16 protein-coding genes are annotated in these 20,304 nt (G+C 71.1%); 7 read left to right on the top strand and 9 right to left on the bottom strand.

Features of this window, described 5'->3' with window-relative positions:
* Positions 1–123: 123 nt before the first annotated feature.
* Complete coding sequence (locus tag GXP76_RS22865; protein ID WP_242573449.1) at positions 124–1,134, bottom strand: alcohol dehydrogenase catalytic domain-containing protein; 1,011 nt, start codon at positions 1,132–1,134, stop codon at positions 124–126.
* Positions 1,131–2,294, bottom strand: a complete 1,164-nt coding sequence (locus tag GXP76_RS22860) for a mandelate racemase/muconate lactonizing enzyme family protein (protein ID WP_242573448.1) — start codon at positions 2,292–2,294, stop codon at positions 1,131–1,133. The genes GXP76_RS22865 and GXP76_RS22860 overlap by 4 nt, the downstream gene beginning before the upstream one ends.
* Before the next feature lie 175 nt (positions 2,295–2,469).
* On the opposite strand from GXP76_RS22860, the gene GXP76_RS22855 reads away from it, so the two are divergent.
* The 3 genes from GXP76_RS22855 (at position 2,470) to GXP76_RS22845 (ending at position 4,804) form a co-directional block, all read left to right on the top strand.
* The gene (locus GXP76_RS22855) at positions 2,470–3,240 is read left to right on the top strand and encodes an IclR family transcriptional regulator (RefSeq protein WP_242573447.1); all 771 of its coding nucleotides are present in this window, start codon (positions 2,470–2,472) and stop codon (positions 3,238–3,240) included.
* A 117-nt stretch (positions 3,241–3,357) separates the two neighbouring features.
* Entirely contained in the window at positions 3,358–3,831 is a 474-nt protein-coding gene (locus GXP76_RS22850; protein WP_242573446.1) for a carboxymuconolactone decarboxylase family protein, read from the top strand.
* 49 nt (positions 3,832–3,880) lie between these two features.
* Positions 3,881–4,804 (top strand): RNA polymerase sigma-70 factor, encoded by a 924-nt coding sequence (locus tag GXP76_RS22845; protein ID WP_242573445.1) that lies wholly within the window; start codon positions 3,881–3,883, stop codon positions 4,802–4,804.
* 52 nt (positions 4,805–4,856) lie between these two features.
* Here GXP76_RS22845 and GXP76_RS22840 read toward each other — a convergent pair whose 3' ends face one another.
* A complete protein-coding gene (locus GXP76_RS22840; protein ID WP_242573444.1) occupies positions 4,857–5,408 on the bottom strand; it encodes a hypothetical protein in 552 nt (183 codons plus the stop codon).
* A gap of 466 nt (positions 5,409–5,874) precedes the next feature.
* Here GXP76_RS22840 and GXP76_RS22835 point away from each other — a divergent pair, with 466 nt between their 5' ends.
* From GXP76_RS22835 to GXP76_RS22825, 3 genes are all read left to right on the top strand, one after another.
* On the top strand, positions 5,875–8,895 hold the full coding sequence (locus GXP76_RS22835) for a family 16 glycoside hydrolase (protein ID WP_242573443.1): 3,021 nt from the start codon (positions 5,875–5,877) through the stop codon (positions 8,893–8,895).
* Positions 8,896–9,023: 128 nt separating this feature from the next.
* The gene (locus tag GXP76_RS22830) at positions 9,024–10,034 is read left to right on the top strand and encodes an SPFH domain-containing protein (protein WP_242573442.1); all 1,011 of its coding nucleotides are present in this window, start codon (positions 9,024–9,026) and stop codon (positions 10,032–10,034) included.
* Positions 10,031–10,933, top strand: a complete 903-nt coding sequence (locus GXP76_RS22825) for a hypothetical protein (RefSeq protein WP_242573441.1) — start codon at positions 10,031–10,033, stop codon at positions 10,931–10,933. Before GXP76_RS22830 ends, GXP76_RS22825 begins: the two co-directional genes overlap by 4 nt.
* Before the next feature lie 232 nt (positions 10,934–11,165).
* Here GXP76_RS22825 and GXP76_RS22820 read toward each other — a convergent pair whose 3' ends face one another.
* From GXP76_RS22820 to GXP76_RS22805, 4 genes are all read right to left on the bottom strand, one after another.
* Positions 11,166–12,902, bottom strand: coding sequence for a discoidin domain-containing protein (locus GXP76_RS22820; protein ID WP_277993699.1), 1,737 nt, complete (start codon positions 12,900–12,902; stop codon positions 11,166–11,168).
* A gap of 379 nt (positions 12,903–13,281) precedes the next feature.
* The gene (locus GXP76_RS22815; protein ID WP_242573439.1) at positions 13,282–13,563 is read right to left on the bottom strand and encodes a hypothetical protein; all 282 of its coding nucleotides are present in this window, start codon (positions 13,561–13,563) and stop codon (positions 13,282–13,284) included.
* 148 nt (positions 13,564–13,711) lie between these two features.
* Positions 13,712–14,083 carry a hypothetical protein gene (locus tag GXP76_RS22810; protein WP_242573438.1) on the bottom strand — a complete coding sequence of 124 codons (372 nt, stop codon included), beginning with the start codon at positions 14,081–14,083 and terminating at the stop codon, positions 13,712–13,714.
* Positions 14,084–14,177: 94 nt separating this feature from the next.
* Positions 14,178–15,038: an SDR family oxidoreductase gene (locus GXP76_RS22805; RefSeq protein ID WP_242573437.1), complete on the bottom strand. Its 861-nt coding sequence runs from the start codon at positions 15,036–15,038 to the stop codon at positions 14,178–14,180.
* A 430-nt stretch (positions 15,039–15,468) separates the two neighbouring features.
* On the opposite strand from GXP76_RS22805, the gene fusA reads away from it, so the two are divergent.
* Entirely contained in the window at positions 15,469–17,598 is a 2,130-nt protein-coding gene (fusA, locus tag GXP76_RS22800) for an elongation factor G (protein ID WP_242573436.1), read from the top strand.
* A 93-nt stretch (positions 17,599–17,691) separates the two neighbouring features.
* On the opposite strand, the gene GXP76_RS22795 is transcribed toward fusA, so the two are convergent.
* Together GXP76_RS22795 and GXP76_RS22790 are read right to left on the bottom strand one after the other, a co-directional pair.
* Positions 17,692–19,278 (bottom strand): AbgT family transporter, encoded by a 1,587-nt coding sequence (locus tag GXP76_RS22795; protein WP_242573435.1) that lies wholly within the window; start codon positions 19,276–19,278, stop codon positions 17,692–17,694.
* Between the two features lie 28 nt (positions 19,279–19,306).
* A partial coding sequence (locus GXP76_RS22790; protein ID WP_242573434.1) for a PHB depolymerase family esterase occupies positions 19,307–20,304 on the bottom strand: 998 nt, incomplete at its 5' end.

Here is a 20,304-nt window from a genome sequence, read left to right as displayed (position 1 = left end):
GCTGGTGCGTCGGTCAACGGACATGTCCTTCGGTCGCTGCCTGTCGGTGCTGGTGTTGTTCGGTATCTCGAACCATGTTCGGAGTTCGTGGTACGGCGCCGCCACCGGCGCCCGTGCGCTGGGTCAGGGGCGCAGCAGCACCTTCCCCGTGCCGGGGTCGCCGCCGCCGACGAGCGCGACCGCCTCGGCGTACCGCTCCAGCGGGAACTCGTGGGTGATGAGCGGACCGGGATCGAGCAGGCCCGCGGTGAAGGCGCGTACGGCGAAGGACCAGGCGGCGGACGGGGCGCCGAAGACGCTGCGTACCGTCAGCTGGCTCAGCGACAGATGGACGGGGTCGATCCCGGCCGCGCCCGCCGGGAACATCCCGGTGAGGACGACCCGGCCGCCGCGCCGTGCCAGCAGACACGAGGAGGCCGCGGTGCTGGGCGCCCCGGCCGTCTCCAGTACGAGGTCGTAGTGGCCCCGGCGGTGCTCGGCCGCCGTGGGGCTGATGACCTCGTGGGCGCCGAACGCGGGTGCCAGGGCGGCCCGGGTGGTACGGGGCTCGATCACCGTCAGTTCGCCGGGCGCGTACGCGGCGAGGAACTGCACGGCGAGCAGGCCGAGCGTGCCCGCGCCCACGACGGCGACCCGCTCGCCGGGCTCCGGGCATCCGGCCCGTACGGCTCCGGCGACGACGGCGGCCGGCTCCAGCAGGGCGGCGGCCCGCAGGTCGGCGTCGTCGGCCAGCGGGTGCAACAGCCGTGCGGGGACGGCGACATGGTCGGCGAACGCGCCGGGCCGGGTGAAGCCCGTCTCGTCGTAGCCGCCGGCGCACAGGGACGTGTCACCGGCGCGGCACCGGTCGCAGACGCCGCAGGCGCGGAAGCCCTCGGCGACGGTGCGCCTGCCGGTGAGCGCCGGGTCGACTCCCTCGCCCACCGACTCGACCGTCCCGGACCACTCGTGGCCGGGGGTGACCGGGTAGCGGACGTATCCGGGGTCACGGCGGCCGGCGTACACCTCTCGGTCGCTCAGGCAGATCCCGGCGGCCGCAACCTTCACCAGTACCTCGCCGGGGCCAGGGACCGGCCGCTCGCCCTCGACGAGCCGGTGGGTCCCGGGCCGGTCGACGACGATGGCCCGGCTCACCGGGGCGCCTTGGGGTCGCGCTTCTCCCAGCCCTCGGCCCAGAGGTCGAACCGGGCCTGCTGCTGCGGGAATTCGGCGGCCGCGTCGGCGTCGAAGTCGACGCCGAGACCGGGCGCGTGGGAGATCTCGAAGCAGCCCGTCGCGGGGTCGACCTCGGGCGCGCCCGAGACGATCTTCTTGATCTCCGCGTCGGCGAAGTCGTTGAAGTGCTCCAGGATCTTGAAGTTCGGTGTGCAGGCCGCCAGTTGGAGGCTCGCCGCAGTCAGTACGGACCCGCCGACGTTGTGCGGGGCCACCAGCACGTAGTGCGTCTCGGCGGTCGCGGCGAGCTTCCGCGTCTCCAGGATGCCGCCGATGTGTCCGACGTCCGGCTGGATGATGTCGGCGGCCTGCGAGGCGAACAGCTCACGGAACTCGATGCGGTCGTGGATGCGTTCACCGGTCGCGACGGGGATGTCCACCTTCCCGGCGACCTTGCCCAGCGCCCGGAGATTCTCCGGCGGTACGGGCTCCTCCAGCCACGCCGGGTCGTACGGGGCCAGTTCGCGCGCCAGCCGTACCGCGGTCGCCGGGCTGAACCGCCCGTGCATCTCCAGCATCAGCTCGGTGTCGGGACCGATCGCGTCCCGCACGGCCTCGATGAGGGACACCGCGTAGCCGGTTCCGGCACGGTCCAGTTCGAAGTGGCCGGTGCCGAACGGGTCGATCTTCAGGGCACGGTAGCCGCGGGCCACGACCGCCTTCGCGGCCTGGTGGTACGCCTGAGGGGTGCGCTCCGTGGTGTACCAGCCGTTCGCGTACGCCTTGACGCGGTCGGTGACCTTCCCGCCGAGCAACTGCCAGACCGGCACGCCGAGAGCCTTGCCCTTGATGTCCCAACAGGCCATCTCCACCACGGCGATGCCCGACATCACGATCTCGCCGGCCCGCCCGTAGTCGCCGTACTTCATCCGGCGGACCAGGTCCTCGACGGCGAACGGGTCGGACCCCGCGATGTGGTTGGCCTCGGCCTCGCGCAGATAGCCCACCAGCGCGTCGGTCCGGCCCAGCATCCGCGTCTCGCCGACGCCGGTCAGCCCCTCGTCGGTGTGGACCAGGACGTAGGTGAGGTTACGCCAGGGCGTACCGACGACATGGGTGCTGATTCCCGTGATGCGCACTGCGGTGCCCCTCGATGTTGTACGGACCGATCCGTTCGATATTTCGTCACGCGTTCGAAATGCTGGCGTGACCGTAAACAGGTAGCCGAGGGGTGTCAATGGGTCACGCAGCCGTTAGCCTTTGTTCGTCATTCCGGTCATTGGCCGGAGTACCGAACATGAGGGGTGGACGGAGATGGGGAGACTGGTCCCCGCGGTGACGCGGGCGTTCGACATTCTCGAACTGTTCCTGGAGGGCGACGGGAAACTCTCCGCGCCCGACGTCATCCGCCGGCTGGGCCTGCCCCGCACCACGGTGCACGAACTGCTCACCACCCTCGCCGCGCGCTCCTACCTGGAGGCGATCCCCGAGCAGCCCGGCCGGTACCGCCTCGGCGTACGGGCCTACCAGCTCGGCAGCCGTTACGCGGAACAGCTCGACCTCGCCGCCGAGGGTGGACTGGTCGCCCGCGACATCGCGGAGACCTGCGACGAGACGGTGCATGTCGCGATCCTCGAAGACCTCGACGTCATCTACATCGCGAAGGTGGACTCGACGCACACGGTCCGGATGGTGTCGGCCGCGGGCCGCCGGCTGCCCGCGCACTGCACCTCGGTGGGCAAGATGCTGCTGGCGTCCCTACCGGAGCCCGAACTCGACGCCCGGCTCACGGGCAGGGAGCTGGCCGCCATGACGGCGAACAGCATCACCGACCCGGCGGTGCTGCGGACGGCCCTCGCCGAGATCAGGCGGAGCGGTGTCGCGGTCGAGCACCGGGAGTCCAACTCGGACGTCAGCTGCGTGGCCGCGCCGGTCCGCGACCGCCGGGGCCGGGTGGTGGCCGCGCTCTCCGTCTCCGTCCCGATGATCCGCTGGACGGAGTCCCGCCAGGAGGAGCTGGCGCAGCTGGCGGCGAAGGGCGCGGACGCGTTGTCGGCCCGCCTGGGTCACCGGGCCGGGGGCTAGGGTCGGCGCGGAGAGACGCAGGTCACTCCCGTCCGGACGCACGTCCGTGTCACAGGGGGTCGGGCCACCTCGTCTCAAGGGGTGCAGGCACCGACGACGACCCCGAAGGAGCACATCATGGACGCGCGACTGAACTACCGCACCAGTCCGATCGCCGGCAAGGTTCTCAAGCACTTCATGGCGATGGGCAAGGCGTTCAAGGAGTTGCCGGTCCCGGCCTCGACGCGGGAACTGGTGGCGCTGCGCGTGAGCCAGATCAACGGCTGCGCCGTCTGCGTCGACATGCACGTCAAGGACGCCGCCGCGGCCGGCGAGACCGCGCCGCGGCTGAACCTGGTCGCGGTATGGCGGGAGGCCACGGTCTTCACCGAGGCCGAGCGTGCCGCGCTGGCCCTGGCGGAACAGGGAACCAGGGTCGCGGACGCGGCCGGGGGTGTCAGCGACGAGGTGTGGGCGAACGCCGCCAGGCACTACGACGAGGAGCAGCTCACCGCCCTGGTGATCATGGTGTCCTTCATGAACTCGGTGAACCGGCTGAACGTCATCACCCGGCAGCCGGCCGGCGACTACGTGCCCGGACAGTTCCACTGAGCCGCGTCGGCATCGGCATCGCCATCGGGCCCGCGGGAAAGGAGTCGGCGTGAGCAAGGTCGAGGAGTTCGAGGAACTGCGCCCGCTGCTGTTCTCGATCGCCTACCGGATACTGGGCAGCGTCACCGAGGCCGAGGACGCGGTGCAGGAGACGTGGCTGCGGTTCGACGTCTCCACGACCCGGCCCACGTCGGCCAAGGCCTACCTGTCGACCGTGGTGACCCGTCTGTCGATCGATGTGCTGCGCTCGGCGCGGGTGCGGCGGGAGGCGTACGTGGGCCCGTGGTTCCCCGAGCCGCTGCTCGACGATCCCTATCAGGATCCGGAGCGGTCGGTGGAGCTGGCGGACTCGGTGTCGATGGCGGCGCTGCTGTTGCTGGAGCGGCTGAGCCCGCTGGAGCGGGCGGTCTTCCTGATGCGGGAGGTGTTCGCCTTCGGGTTCGACGAGGTCGCCGCCGCGGTCGGGCGGTCGGAGGCGGCGTGCAGGCAACTGCTGGTCCGCGCGCGGCGGCACATGGAGGCGGGGCGGCCACGGTTCGAGGCGGACCGCCGGGAACGGCAGGAGCTGGCGACACGGTTCTTCGACGCGCTGTCGAACGGTGATGTGGGCGGCCTCCAGGATCTGCTGGCCGCCGACGTGCAACTTGTCGGGGACGGCGGCGGCAAGACCCCGCAGCTGGCCGACGCGGTCTCGGGCGCGGCGAGGGTGGCCAAGCTGCTGGGCGGGTTCATCCCGTGGCTGTTGCGGGTCGACGTGACGCTGGAGCCGCACGAGGTCAACGGCCAGCCCGGTGCGGTCTTCCGCGACCGGGACGGCAAGGTGCTCGTGGTCCTGGCCCTCGATGTGCTCGACGGCCGCGTCCAGGCGATCCGCTCGGTGACCAATCCCGACAAGCTCGGCCATCTCGGGCCGGTGGGGGATGTCTGGGCGATCGACCGCGAGGTGAAGCAGGCCCGCCGGCGGATGAACTGACGGGCCGGCGACGGCGGCTGGAGGGCCACACCGGCTACGCGCCGGGGCGCCGTCAGTCCTCCAGGCTCCGCACGCGGATCGACCACGGACCGTCGGAACGGACGAAGATCAGGCACGGACCGGTCAACGGCGCCTCGCCGCGCCAGGGGCCGATGTGGTTGGCCAGCTGATCGACGAATCCGTTCCCGTCCACCTCGAAGGTGTCGACGAGGAAGTACCCGCCGTCGTCGGACCGCGGGTCACCCTCGTGGCGCAGGGTCGCGACCCCGGGGCCGCCCTCGTAACGCAGTACGTCCGAGGCGGGCCGCGCCGCCTCGCCCTCCAGGAGCAGAGCGGTCGACACCGCGACCGCTTCGACCGACCAGGGCCCGTCCGCCTGGACCCGTACCGCGCGCACCTGCCGCTCGTCATCGGCGTTGACCAGCGATCGGCAGGTGAACGGGCCTTCGGTGTACACCAGTTGGCTCGCCGACCGCAGTCGCCCGTCCAGGGCGTCCACGACGAAGTGCTCCGGCCCGTCGTGACGGATGTTGAGAATGACCGGCCCCGGGCCGGTGGTCAGCCGGGCGACCTGATGGCCGTCCCCGCCGATCTGTTGCAGCACCGGCCCGTCCCCACCGGGCAAGGGCGGCCGCGGGGGCGGCAGTGGCAGCGGTGGACCCACGCTGTCGGTCTTGTCGACTCCGGTGAGCGGAACGACCCTCGGGTCCCACTCCGCCCAGTCACGCCGCGACCAATTCATCGAAACCCCCCGGTGACGTATGTCCCCAGTATCACAGCCACAGGGTCCGAACCGGCCCGCCGTGCCAAGCGCCCCAACCCCCGCCAGGGACTTTCCACTTGTGCGTGACAAAGTATTTACGATCTCGACAGAAGTCTCTAGTGTTTCGTTCGACGAGTCGACTGGTGACGTACATGACAGGACATCAGTCGGCCCGTGAACCGCCAGAACGCAGCGTCCGCATCCGTTTCCAGACCTCCGTATCCGGATCGAAGGGCTCGCCCCCGGCGGTGAACTCCGCCCACGGGCCGGGGTGTTCTTCCCGGTGCGCGAAGTGCCAGGAGGAAGAATGGATCAAAGACCGAGCCGCCGGCTGCGCAGATGTCTGCTCAGCCTGCTCGCCGTCTCGTTCCTCACCACCGGGCTCGTCTCGACCCCGGCCACCGCCGCCGACCCCGTCGCGGCCGATCCCGTCGCCCGTGAACTGCCCCCGCAGGAGCCGGGCGTCACGCTGCGCGTGTTCGACGTGCAGGTGCCGCTGGACAAGATCTGCACCCTGAAGCCCGGTCAGACCCCGAACGTGGACAAGTTGATGCCCACCATCGACTGGTCGTCGACAGACGACTTCGGCGGCATCGGCGACAACTTCGTGTCCCAGGTCATCGGCAACATCGACGTCCCGCAGGACGGTTCCTACACGTTCCGGCTGACCAGCGACGACGGTTCACGGTTGCTGATCGACGACAAGGTCGCCATCGACCACGACGGTCTGCACGGCGCCGACCCCAAGGAAGGCACCGTCACCCTGACGGCCGGTGTCCACTCCCTGCGGATCGACCACTTCGACCGCACCGGCGGCCAGAACATCACTCTCGCGTGGCAGCCTCCGGGCGCGTCCGGCTTCGCCGTCGTGCCCAACTCCGTGCTCAGCACGGACGCCGACGTCGTACGGGTGACGGCGCCCGGCCGCAAGGAGTGCGAGGGCGTCAAGGACTCCCCCGGCGACGGTCTGCCCCTGACCGGCGTGCACCCCAACTACAAGCTCACCGACCTCCGCCCGGCCGGCTTCGAGCCGCAGGTCACCGCGATGGACTGGCTGCCCGACGGCCGGCTCGCCGTCACCACCTGGGGCGGCACGGACAACGAGACGGGCGAGGTCTACCTCCTCAGCGATGTCACGGGCAGCACCGGGCCGGAGAAGGTCAAGGCCAAGAAGGTGGCCGAGGGTCTCAAGGAGCCCCAGGGCATCAAGTACGTCGACGGCTCGCTGTACGTGTCGCAGAAGGACGAGCTGACGGAGCTCCAGGACACCGACGGCGACGACGTCACGGACACCTACCGGAAGGTCGCGACCTGGCCGTTCGGCGGGAACTTCCACGAGTTCGCCTTCGGGCTGCTCTACAAGGACGGGTTCTTCTATCTGAACCTGTCGGTCTCGATCAACCTGGGCGGGGCGACCACGGACCCGCAGCCCGCGAAGAACCGCGGCTCCACCATCAAGGTGAACAAGGAGACGGGCGAGGTCAGTTACGTCGCGGGTGGCCTGCGTACCCCCAACGGCATCGGCTGGGGTCCCGAGGGCGACATCTTCGTGACCGACAACCAGGGCGGCTGGCTGCCCTCGTCGAAGCTCGTGCACATCAAGCAGGACCGCTTCTTCAACCACTACACGAACCCGGCCGGCCCCTTCGACTCCAAGCCGGTCACCAAGCCCGTCCTGTGGCTGCCGCAGAACGAGATCGCCAACTCCCCCAGTACTCCTCTGCTGTTGAAGGAGGGACCGTTCGCCGGACAGATGGTCTTCGGTGACGTCACGTACGGCGGTCTTCAGCGCGGGTACCTGGAGAAGGTCAAGGGCGAGTACCAGGGCGCGGTCTTCCGTATGACCCAGGGCCTCGAAGCCGGCGTCAACCGCATCAGCATGGGCCCCGACGGCGCGATCTACACCGGCGGTCTGGGCGCCGGCGGCAACTGGGGCCAGGAGGGCAAACTCTCCTACGGCCTCCAGAAGCTGACGCCCGACGGCGACGACGCCTTCGACATCCTGGCGATGCGCGCGAAGCCGGGAGGCTTCGAGCTCGAATACACCAAGCCGCTCTCCGCCGAGACCGTCGCCGAACTGGCCGACCGCTACGAGGTCGAGCAGTGGTACTACGCCCCGACGCCCGACTACGGCGGCCCCAAGATCGACGAGGAGACGCTGAAGGTCCAGTCGGCCACCGTGTCCGCCGACGGCAAGAAGGTCACCCTCGCGATCGACGGACTCAAGTCCAACCGGGTGGTGCACGTGCGTTCGCCCCGGCCGTTCAGCGCCGAGGGCGGCGAGACGCTCTGGAGCACCGAGGCCTGGTACACCCTCAACTCGCTGGCCGGTGCCGAGGCGCCGCCGGAGACGCTGTACGAGGCGGAGGAGGCCGCACTGACCGGTGGCGCGCGGGTCGACACCGAGCACGCGGGTCACTCGGGCGGCGGCTTCGTCGACAGTTACGGGACACAGGGCGCCACCACCACGTTCGACGTACGTACGACGCGGGCGGGCAAGTACGACGTGGCGCTGCGCTACGCCAACGGCCCGAACCCGTTCGTCGGCGACAAGACGGTGAGTCTCTACGTCAACGGCCGCAAGATGAAACAGACCGTCCTGCCGAGCACCGGGAAGTGGGACAGCTGGGCGACGGTGACCGAGTCGCTGCCGCTGAGCCGCGGGGCCAACACCATCGCGTACCGGTACGACAGCGGTGACACCGGCCATGTCAATCTCGACCTGATCACCGTGCATCCCAAGGACAGCCGCATCACGCTGTTCGACGGGAAGGACCGGTCGCAGTGGCAGCACACCGACGGCAGCAACGTCCGGTGGCCGTTGTCCGACGAAGGGGCGATGGAGGTCTGCTGCGGTGACATCCGCACCAAACAGGCCTTCAAGGACTTCAAGCTGCACGTCGAGTTCCGGGTACCGAAGCTGCCACCGGATGTGACCGGCCAGGACCGCGGGAACAGCGGTGTGTATCTCCAGGACCGGTACGAGGTGCAGATCCTGGACTCCTTCGGCAAGGAGCGGCTGGCCGACAACGACGCGGCCGCGATCTACCTGAAGAAGGCCGCGGACCTCAACGCGTCGACCGCGCCGGAGACCTGGCAGACGTACGAGATCACCTTCCGCGCCGCCCGCTTCGGGGCCGACGGGAAGAAGACCGAGGACGCCCGCGTCAGTGTGGTGTGGAACGGCAAGACCGTCCACGACGACGTGGCCGTCAACGGTCCGACCGGGGCCGGCGCGCCGGAGACGACCGCCACGGGCGCCATCCGGCTCCAGGACCACGGGAACAAGGTGCGTTACCGCAACATCTGGATCGAGCCCGGCGCCTGAGCGACCGGACCGTAGTTCTCCGCCCTCTCCCCGGCCGGTCACGGCCCGGGGAGAGGGCGGATCACTTTCGTCACGTTGACGATATGACCGCCTCTTCGATATCGTCACACCGACGAGAAGAGGTCATCATGGCTGACATCACCAAGCGCCTCGGCTGGCGCCATCTGCGCTCCGCCCCCACCACGCACATCCGCCACCACCGGCGGGGCCGGCTCGTCCACGACGGTCCGGGGCTGAGCTTCTGGTTCCGTGCCCTGTCCGCCGCGCTCTCCGAAGTACCGGTCAACGACCGGGAACTGGCGATGACCTTCCATGCCCGCACCGCCGACTTCCAGGACGTCACCGTCCAGGCCACCGTCACCTACCGGATCAGCGACCCCGCGCTCGCCTCGGCACGGCTGGACTTCTCCCTCGACCCCGACACCGGTGCCTGGCGCGGCGCCCCGCTCGAACAGATCGCCACCCTGCTCACCGGGACGGCCCAGCAGCACGCGCTGGACGTCCTGGCCCGCACTCCCCTGGCCGCCGCGCTGTCCGACGGTGTCGCCGCCGTACGCGACCGGATCGACGGCGGGCTGGCGGCCGAACCCCGGCTGCCCGCCACCGGCCTGGAGGTGGTGACCGTGCGGGTGGTCGCCGTCCGGCCGGAGGCCGAGGTGGAACGCGCCCTGCGGACACCGGCGCGCGAGCAGATCCAGCAGGAGGCGGACAGGGCGACCTACGAACGACGCGCCGTCGCGGTGCAGCGGGAACGTGCCATCGCCGAGAACGAACTCGCCAGCCAGATCGAACTGGCCCGCCAGGAGGAGCAGTTGGTCGAACAGCGTGGCACCAACGCCCGCCGCGAGGCCGAGGAGAGCGCGGCGGCCGACGCCGTACGCACCGAGGCCGAGGCCGAGCGTCGCGTCCGGCTGGCCACCGCCGACGCCGAAGCGGCCCGCAGGACCGGCGAGGCACGGGCGGCGGCGCAGGCTCAGTGGCTGCGGGTGCACGGCGACGCGGACGCGGCGACGCTGCGCGCGCTGGCCGTCGACCGGCTCGCGGAGAATCTGCCCCGCGTCGACAGTGTCACCGTCTCCCCCGACGTGCTGTCCGGGCTGCTGGCCACGCTCGGGCGGCAGGGCGGGGAGCGGGCGTGACGCTCGCGCCGCGGGCGGTACTGGTCCACCGCACCACGGAGTACGAGGAGTTGCTCGCGCGGCACGGCACCCACGGCCAGGCGGCGTTCTTCCTCTCCTCCCGCGACCGGGACATCCGCGAGGTCGCCGAGCGGCACCACCGCACGCTGCGCGCGCTCGGCGAAGTGGCCGCGGCCGTACCGCACCGGTGGCGGCAGAGCCGTGTCGAACGCGCGGACCTGGACCGGTTCCTCTTCGGTCCGAAGGACGTCGTGGTGGTGGTCGGCCAGGACGGGCTGGTCGCGAACGCCGCGAAGTACCTCTCCGGGCAGCCCGTGGTGGGCATCGACACGGACCCCGGCCGCAATCCGGGCGTGCTGGTCCGCCATCGCGCCGCCGACGCGGGCGCGCTCCTCGGGGCGGCCGTCGCCGCCGGGCACGGCGTCGAGGAACTCACCATGGTGGAGGCGGTCGCCGACGACAGCCAACGGCTGCTCGCGCTCAACGAGATCTGCCTCGGGCCGCCCGGTCACCAGACGGTCCGCTACCGGCTGAGCACCGGCGGGAGGACGACGCCGGCTCCCGAGGCCCAGGCGTCGTCCGGCGTACTCGTCGGCACGGGCACCGGCGCCACCGGATGGCTGCGCTCGCTGTGGCGCGAACGGGGCAGCACGCTCCCGCTGCCCGGCCCCGCCGACCGTCGGCTGATCTGGTTCGTCCGGGAGGCGTGGCCCTCCCCCACGACCGGAACGTCCCTCGTGTCGGGCGAACTGACATCCGCCGAGCGGCTGCGCCTGACCGTCGAGTCCGACCGTCTGATCGCATTCGGCGACGGCATGGAGTCGGACGCGCTGACGCTGACATGGGGCCAGTCGGTCCACGTCGGCGTCTCCCCGACGACACTGCGGCTGCTCGGCTAGGGCGTGTTTCGAAAGTAGCGCCGTCCGCCCGCAGGGCGGGGCTCGCGGCGTCCGGTGCGTGCGATCGCAAGGCGGAGGATCGTGCTCGTACTGGACGTACTTGGACGACTCCGACAACGCAGCGAGCGTGCGTGCCAGGCGTCGCGAGCCAGGCGGGACTTTCGAAACACGCCCTAGCGACCTCGCGGGCCCGGACCCGGGGGCCTCCCCGGGCCGGGCCCGCCGGGGGAACTCAGTCCGCGTGGACGCCCAGTCCGGACAACTGGCCCGCCGGCCAGCCCGTGTTGCCGGTGATCTGCACCCGTACGTACCGCACGGTCGCCGCCGAGGCGAGGGTGACCGTCACCGAGTTCCCGCTCGCGGGATCGAAGACACGGGCGGCCGGTGCGCTCAGCGTGGTGAAGCCCGTCGCGTTCGTGGAGCCGAGGACGGACAGCGTCTGGCTGCGGGTGGCCCAGGCGGGGTTCGGCGGAAGCGACAGGACGACCCGTCGCACCGGCAGGGCGGAACCGAGGTCGACCTGGATCCACTGGGGGAACGCGTTGTTGGCGCTCTCCCAGTAGCTGTTGCCGTCGCCGTCCACGGCGTTGCCGGGTCCGTAGTGCTGCGTCTGACTGCTCGCGCTCGCCGGCCTGCGCAGCGCGAGGTCGCCCGTCGGCGGGTTGGGGCCGCCGCCGCCCACGACCGGAGGCGTGGGGCGGTTCGCGGTCAGCGCCAGCTCGCCCTTCAGCATCCGCCCGCCGTCGCCGGTGAGCCGCAGGTAGTAGTCCGCCGAGCAGGCCGTACCGTCCTCGTCCAGCGCCCTGATCCCGGAACCCACCGGGACGTGCGCGGCGGTCTCCGCCGTCTTGGCGATCTGGTTGCCCTCGTTGAACTCGTCGAACATCGAGATGTAGATGCCCTGCACGCCGATCCGGCACATGTTGTAGAACTGCCGCCACATGAAGTCGCCGTGCGCGCGGTGCCCCGACTGGAGGTCGCCGGGCAGGACGCACGGCTGGTAGTCGATCCCGTGGGCGTCGCAGTGTTCCTGGTCGGGCGTGTTGACGTTGGCGTAGAAGTTGTCGGCGCCCGCGATGTCCCCGATCCGGCCGACCATCCACGGCGAGAGCATGTCGAAGGCGTGGTACACGTCCAGATACCCGGGCCGTGAGTCCTCGATGCCGCGCCGCCAGTGGGTGGGCACGCCGCCCATCACGTAACAGCCCTCCGCCTTGAACCAGTTGACGACGTCGAGGCAGACGGCCGCCGACCAGGTCTTGTTGGGCTCGTTGAAGCCGAAGCCCCAGATGCCCACGACCGGCTTGCCGTTCTGCCGGGCGTAGGCGGGGGACGCGGTGAGCGCCTTCATCTTGGCGAGCCAGTCCGCCTTCATCTCCGGCTGCATGTTCGTCCACGCGGTGGCGTCGTACATGACGTAGAACTTGCGCCCGTACTTCTCGGCGGAGCTTCGCACCTTGACCGCCATGTCGTCGCGGGTCGCGCCCTCCCCGCCGTTGGGGTTGAAGCGCTGGAGCGCGGCGGTGTCGATGCCGAACTGCCGCATCCAGGAGAAGTGCGTGTCGACGGTCTGCTGGTCGTAGGAGGAGAACAGCGCGGCCGGCTGCCCGTTGCCGAGCGCCGGGTAGGCCGTTCGGTAGGTGCGGGTGTAGTCGCTCAGATCGGGCCAGCTCACGATGGCGGTGTTGCTCGGGGACGGTGACTGGCCCCAGTTCTGCGACCAGTGCCACCAGCCGTTGATGGGCGCCCCGTCGCCGGAGCAGGCGAACCAGCCCTGGTAGCCGACGGTGATCTTGCCGACGACGTCTCCGGGCGGGGAGGCCGCCGCCTGTGCGGTACGGGTCTGGGCGGCCAGTCCTGCCGCCGCTCCGGCACCTGCTATCGCGGACGCGATGACGGTGCGTCTGGAAAGGGCCACGGGGTTCCTCGCAATCGGCTCTGCGTGTGGAGGTGCGGGGAAGTGCGGCATGCGGCGGCATGCGGTGCGCGGCGTACGCGTCCCGGCGCACGCTGCGGCCCTCCACAACGTAGGGACATGACAGTCCACCGGCAAGACAGAAGACTGAAATTTTCCGACCGTCGCGCGTCATCCTTCGTGGCATGTGACGAAATTCCCACTCAGGTGCGGACGCGGCCCGTGCTCGTCGCGTCGCACGGGTCCGCGGGGCCGTGCAGAGACGACGGACGGTCGCGCGGCATGACGAGGGTGAAGGGCGGCCCGTCGGACGTCCGCCACGCCAGGAGTTACCCGCTGTCGGCGCGCGCGGGGACAGCCGTCCTGAGGTGGACCGGCGGTGACGAGGGCCGGGTACGGGGTCGACGCCCGCGCAACCCCCTAGGAGGGTGGGTCAGGCCCACTGCCGCGGAAGTGGCGGACGCGATCGGTCGTGCCGACGCCGGAGTTCCTCCAACGCGACGCGGTGACGGTGCAACTGACGGAACGACAGCAACGTGAGCACCGGGAAGGCGAGTACGCCGGCCACGCTGGTCAACAGCGTCTGCTCGCCGGGGTGTCCCGCCCACAGGGCGGATACGAGGCACGCGACGGCCAGCACGGACATGCCCGCGTACGCCCATCGCACCCAGGTCAGCAAGCCTGCCTGTTCCTCGGTCAACGGATAGGTGGTCATTCGCCTCGCCTACCCCGAAATGGCGCGGCTACCCACCTTCGGGCGCCGTCACACTCACCGACCCCGGCCGATTGAGGTCACCGGCGCTGCCGAGGGTCCCCCGGGCCGGCTCCCCGTCACCCCCGGGCGGTACACGAGAGTTGTCCGGTCACACCACCTCGCCCGCGCACGCCCCGTGGGCGCCGCACGCGTAGCAGGTGTACCGCATGCATCCGGTGCACAGCCCGATGTTCTCCAGCCGGTAGGTGTCCCGGCAGCCCTCGCACTCGGTCCGCTCGCGCAGCATGGCCTCCCAGCCGGCTCTGCCGCCGATGAAGTCGTACGAGGCGGCGACGTACTCCGACCACCCGATGTCGTGGTCGGCCCAGCGCCTGCCGTACCAGGAGTACAGCGCGAAGAAGGCCTTGCCGGTCACCAGGTGATCGCTGCCGCGGCCGTCGCGTATCCACTCCTCGACCAGCCCACCGACGCGCTCCTCAAGTGGCGGTCCGGGGCCGAGAACGACGCGATTGTTCCTCATCCGTTCCTCATCGCTGAATTATGCGGCCGGCGCGGCCCTCCTCGACAGACAAGGAATCAGCCTGCCGGGCAGGCCCGTTCAGCCTCCGCGACGGTCAGCCGACGACATCGGCGAGCGGGGTCGCGGGCCGCCCCGTCAGCCGGGTGACACCGTCGCTGACCCCGTCGAGTTCGCCCGCGGCGACGGCGGTGTAGGTGGAGACCCAGGCGTCGAGCTGCCAGTCCGGGGCACCGTACGAGGCGCGGGAGCGGTACGCCTCATCGACGCTTTCCGGCCGGTAGGTGACCGTACGGCCGGTGGCCGTGGTCAGGGCGGCGGCGATCTCCTCGAACGTCAGCGCCTGAGGCCCGGTCAAGTCGTAGGTGGCGCCGGCGTGTTCGGGGGCGCGGGTGAGCACGGCGGTGGCGGCGTCGGCGATGTCGTCCTGGGCGACGACGGCGGCGCGCCCCTGGCCCGCCGGGCCACGGATGACACCGTCCTCGCCGACGAGGCCGGGCGTGAAGTCGGCGTACAGGTTGTCGCGGAGGAAGGTGAAGGGCACGCCGCTGGCGCGGATGTGCTGCTCGGTGTGCCAGTGGTCGCGGGCGAGCGTGAACGTGGCGTCGGGCGCGGCTCCGTAGAAGGAGATGTACACGAGGTGACCGACGCCGGCCTCGGCCGCGGCGTCGACGAACGCGCGGTGCTGCTCGACCCGGTCGACCGTCTCGGCGGCGGACACCATCAGGACCCGGTCCACGCCGGTCAGCGCGCGGCGGATGTCGTCGCGGTCGCCGTACGCGCCGGGGACGGCGGTGGCGCCCGGCAGCCGCGGGGCGCGGTCCGGGTCGCGGGCGACCAGCGTCTGCGCGATGCCGCCGGCGGACAGCCGGCGTGCCACGCGCCCGCCGAGCCGGCCGGTGGATCCGGTGACGGCGAAGGTGGTGTCGGACGAAAGGTCGGGCGGGAGGGACGACATGGTGCTCCTGTCGCGGGCGGGCGGTCGATCCGTACCCCGCAGGAATACCAGCCGCCGGCGTCCGGGGCCGCGCACCGGGGGAAAAGCCGGTGCCCCCGCCGCGTACCTCTCGTACACTCGCCACGAACTCGCGCGCCGCACACCGTCGCCGCGCGCGGACCGTGACCAGTGAGGGGAGAACTGCCGTGCGCCACCGCACCGCTGTTGTCGTCCCCCCGGCACGGTACGAGGTGATCCTGGTGTCTCGCGACGCCCGGCGCCGGCTGCGCGGCCGGTCCCGGATGTCCGTGACGAACGCCTGATCACCCGTCAACTCGTCGTAGGAGCATTCCCGTTGGGCTTCGCCCATGAGGGCTGCCTCGCCGCGTCGGGGGCTTCGTCCGGCAATCGCGTCGCCCTGTTCCATGGATCATCCCGAAAGGCTCGGGCCGTGCGTACCGACGTGCACCGTCACCCCACCACTCCGCTCACCAACCCGATCGACGCCGTCCGGAACCTGGGCATCCTCGCCCACGTCGACGCCGGCAAGACCACCGTCACCGAGCGGATCCTCTATCTCACCGGTACCACCCACAAGCGTGGCGAGGTCCACGACGGCACGACCGTCACCGACTTCGACTCCCAGGAGCGCGACCGCGGCATCACCATCTTCGCCGCGGCCGTGAGCTGTGTCTGGGACGGTCACCGGCTCAACCTCATCGACACCCCCGGCCATGTCGACTTCGCCGACGAGGTGGAGCGTTCGCTGCGCGTCCTCGACGGCGCGATCGCCGTGTTCGACGCGGTCGCGGGGGTCGAGCCGCAGAGCGAGTCGGTGTGGCGGCAGGCGGACCGGCACGGGGTCCCCCGTATCGCGTTCGTCAACAAGCTGGACCGCGCGGGGGCCGATCTCGACGCGGCCGTCGAGTCGATCCGTGAGCGGCTGCATCCGGCCCCGCTGGTGGTGCAGTTGCCGATCGGTACGGAGGACGGCTTCACCGGCGTGGTGGATCTGCTCCGGATGCGCGCGCTCGTCTGGTCCGGCGACACGGACGCGTACGAGGAGGGCCCGGTGCCCGACTCGCTGGTGGCGGAGGCGCTGCGCCGCCGCGGGCTGCTGGAGGAGGCGGTCGCGGAGCTGCATCCGCTCGCGCTGGAGGAGTTCTGCGCGGAGTCGACGCTCTCCGCGCGGACACTGGTCCGCGCGCTGCGGGACCTGACCCGTACCGGCGAGGGTGTCGTGGTGCTGTGCGGTTCGGCGTACCGCAACCGGGGGATCGAGCCGCTGCTGGAGGCCGTTGTCGCCTATCTGCCGTCGCCGCTGGACGTACCGGCGGTGCGCGGTACGCGCGGCGGCGCGGTCCAGGAGCGGGCCGCCGACCCGGCTGGCCCGTTCGCGGCGCTGGTGTTCAAGGTCAACTCGACCCCCACGGGCCGGTTGACGTTTCTGCGGGTGTACTCGGGAACGGTCGGAAAGGGAGAGGCGGTGCTGGACGTGGGGACGCGGCGTACCGAGCGCGTCAGCCGGATCCTGCGGGTCCAGGCCGATCGCCACGCGGAGGTGGACCGGGCGGTGGCCGGGGACATCGTCGCGGTCGTCGGGGTGAAGGCGGCCCGCGCGGGTGCCACCCTGTGCGTGCCGACGGCTCCGCTGGTCCTCGAACCGCCGGCCGTCGCCGATCCGGTGGTCTCCGTCGCGGTCGAGGCACGCAGCCGCACCGATGTCGACCGGCTGGTGTCGGCGCTGGCACGGCTGGCCGAGGAGGATCCCTCGCTGGTGGTCCGTACCGATCCCGAGACCGGTCAGACGGTGCTCTCGGGGATGGGTGAACTGCATCTGGAGGTCGCGGTGGAGAAGATCCGCCGCGCCCACGGGCTGGAGATCGGCGTCGGCAGGCCGAGGGTGGCCTACCGGGAGACCGTCGCGCGCGGGGTGTCGGGTCTGGTGTACCGGCATGTCAAGCAGGACGGCGGGGCGGGGCAGTTCGCCCATGTCGTCATCGACACCGAGCCGTTGGAGGCGGCGGAGTCCGGTGCGGACGCCGGCGGCGGCGCCCGTGACGGCGAGGGCGGGTTCGCGTTCCGGTCGACCGTGGTCGGCGGACGGGTACCGCAGGAGTACGTCCGGGCGGTCGAGGCCGGCTGCCGGGACGCGCTCGCCGAGGGACCGCTCGGCGGTCATCCGGTGACCGGGGTACGGGTCACCCTGACCGACGGGGCCACCCACTCCAAGGACTCGTCGGAGATGGCGTTCCGCACGGCGGGGCGGCTCGCGCTCCGCGAGGCACTGCGGGCGGGCACGATGCTGCTGCTTGAACCGGTGGTCGAGGTCACCGTCACCGTCCCCGACGAGGCCGTCGGCGGGGTGCTCGGTGATCTGGCGGCCCGGCGCGGCCGGGTGTCGGGCTCGACCGCCCGTGCCGGTACGACCGTGGTCACCGCGACCGTGCCGCTGGCCGAACTCTTCGGTTACGCGACACGGTTGCGCAGCCGGACGCAGGGCCGGGGCACCTTCACGGCCCGCCCGACCGGCTACGCCCCGGCGCCGGCCTCGGTGACGGGCCCGGCCGCGGACGGGTAGCCGGACACGGGCCGGTGGACGCCGCCCATCGGCGGCGTCCCCCGGTGGCCCCGCCCGTACGCGGGCGGGGCCACCCCCTGATCCTGTACGGGGTCAGCGCACCGGCGCGCCCGGCCCCAGCGGAATGCCGAGCGCCCACCACGCCAGGAACAGCAGCGTCCAGGCGAGGGTCATCGTGACGGCGAGCGGCAGCGTGTACGACGCGAGCGTGCCGATGCCCGCGCTCTTGCGGTACCGCTGGAGGAAGCCGAGCGCCATCAGGAAGTAGGGGCTCATCGGTGTGATGGCCGTCGAGCCGGAGTCCGCGATCCGGAACAGTGCCTGTGTCGTCTCCGCCGGCACGCTCACGAGCATGAGCATCGGGACGAGCACCGGCGCGGCCAGGGCCCACATCGCCGAGCCGCTGGTGACCATCACGTTCACCAGCGTCAGCAGGAGCAGGATCATCAGGAACACGACGACGATCGGCAGCCCGCTGGACTGGAGTGCCTCGGCCGCCCTGACGGCGAGCACGTCACCGATGCCGGTCCAGTCGAAGTACGCCAGGAACTGGGCTATCGCGAAGAAGAGCACCAGTACGGGCGCCATCTGCTTGATGCCCTCGCCCATCAGCCTCGGGACGTCTGCGGCCTTCTTGATGGAGCCGGAGCGCCTGCCGTAGACGATGCCCACCAGTCCGAAGAGGAAGGCGACGACGGCCGCGATGCCGTCCAGGAACGGCGACTCCACGATGCTGCCGCCCTCACCGCGCAGCGGCGAGGAGGCCGGCAGGAGCGCCGCGGTCAGGACGACGCCGGCGGCCAGCAGGGTGTACACCGCGCGGCGCAGCGCGGAGCGTTCGCGGTCGCTGAGCGTGAGCCGGCCCAGGTCGTCGAGGTCGGCGTCCGGGTCGGCGTCCAGGTCGGGCCGCTTGCTGAGCACGTACTTGGTCACCAGCGTGATCACGACGGCGAGCAGGAACGAGGAGGCGATGTTGAAGAACCAGTTGCTCAGCGGGGAGACGTACGCGGCGTCACCGCCGACGATCTGCGCGGCGGCGGTGGTGATGCCCGCGAAGATGGCGTCGTTGGGGGTGGGCAGCGGACTGGCGTCGTACCCGGAGGCGATCGCGGTGTACGCGACGACGACGCCGAGGATCGGGGACTTGCCGACCGCGCGGAAGGCCAGCCCGCCGAGCGGTACGAGGATGATGTAGGCGGCGGCGGAGGCGACGTGGGCGACGGTGCCCGCGAAGGCCACCGCGAACACGACCCACGACGCGGGGACGCGTGAGACACCGACCTTCATCAACGCGGCGAGGAATCCGCTGCGTTCGGCGACGGCGACACCCATGATGACGACCACGATGGTCGCCATGGGCGGGAACGTGGCGAAGTTCTCGATCATCGTCGAGACCGCCATGGCGAGTCCGTCGCCGCTGAGGAGGCTCTGTACGGCGACGGTCTTGTCGTCGGCCGGGGAGACGACGGAGACGTCCGCCGCCGCGAGTACGGCGCTGACGACGGCGAGTATCCCGGACAGGATCCAGAACAGCCAGAAGGGGTGCGGAAGTGCGTTGCCGGCGCGTTCGATGACGCCCATGGCGCGGATGATCAGCGGCAGCCGGGGCTCGGCGGGGGTCTCGCCCGTGGTGCCCGGTGTGCCGGGCGTGCCTGGTGGTGCGGGAGTCGGGGTACTCATGAGCGGCTCTCCTTGTGTGGTTCCCGCGTCAGCGGACGTCGGATCTCGGGGTCCGGTACTGGCGCAGGAACTGCCACATCACCTCGTGCGCCTCGATGGTCTCGGTGGCGTATCCCCCACCGCTGTAGCTGTCGGCGCCGGGCCAGGTGTGCCCGCCGTCGGTGATGGCGACGTGGCGTACCTCGGCGCCGCGGTCGCAGCGGCTGTGCCGGGTGATGGTGATGTCCGGCTCTATCGTGCTGGTCTTCGGCCGCGAGCGGCAGTCGTTGCGCTCGGCCCATCCGGCGGTCCAGTCGGGGATGGCGGGCAGTCCGCGGTCGGGGTCGCCCGCGTAGGGGATGGTGACGTCGCCGGTGCCGTGGAAGTCGATGACGGGGACGGGGCGCGAGGGGCGGCAGTTCTCGCCGGTCCCGGGGTAGAAGGCGCCCGCCACGGGGGCGATGGCGGCGATCCGGTCGGACATCCGGCAGGCGAGCAGACCGGTGAGGCCCGCGCCGTTGGACTTGCCGGTGGCGTAGACGCGCCGCTCGTCCACACAGAGCGTGCGCCGCAGTTCGTCGATGAGGTCGCCGGTGAAGGCGACGTCGTCCACGCCGGCCGCGGCGTACGGTGCCCCCTGCCAGGCCTGCCGGTCGCCGTCGCCGGTCCCGATCACGCCGTTGGGGTACGCCACGATCGCGGGCAGGTTGGAGAGTCCGGAGAACTCCTCCGTACCGACGCCGGTGTTGCCCCGGCCGTGGAAGGCGAGCACGACGGGCCAGTCGTGGCGCGGGGTGTAGTCGGCGGGGAGGTGGAGTTGGTACGTACGGGAGAGTCCGCCGCTCGCGAGGGTCTGCAACTGGCTGGTGCCCGGCTGCTGGGGTGCGGGCTGCCGGCAGCCGTCGGCGGATACGGGGCGGGCGGCGGGTGCGGCGGCGGCCGTCGCCGTGACGGGGGCCAGGGCCGATCCGACGAGGGCGAGTCCGGCCGTGGCCACGGTGGTGCGGAACAGGGCTCTGGCGCGGCGGCCCGGACGTCGGCCGCCGA

This window comes from Streptomyces sp. NP-1717, from assembly GCF_022695985.1.
In the GTDB taxonomy this organism is placed as follows: domain Bacteria; phylum Actinomycetota; class Actinomycetes; order Streptomycetales; family Streptomycetaceae; genus Streptomyces.
Note: the sequence above shows the minus strand (reverse complement) of the source record. Positions and strands in the feature narration are given on the sequence as shown.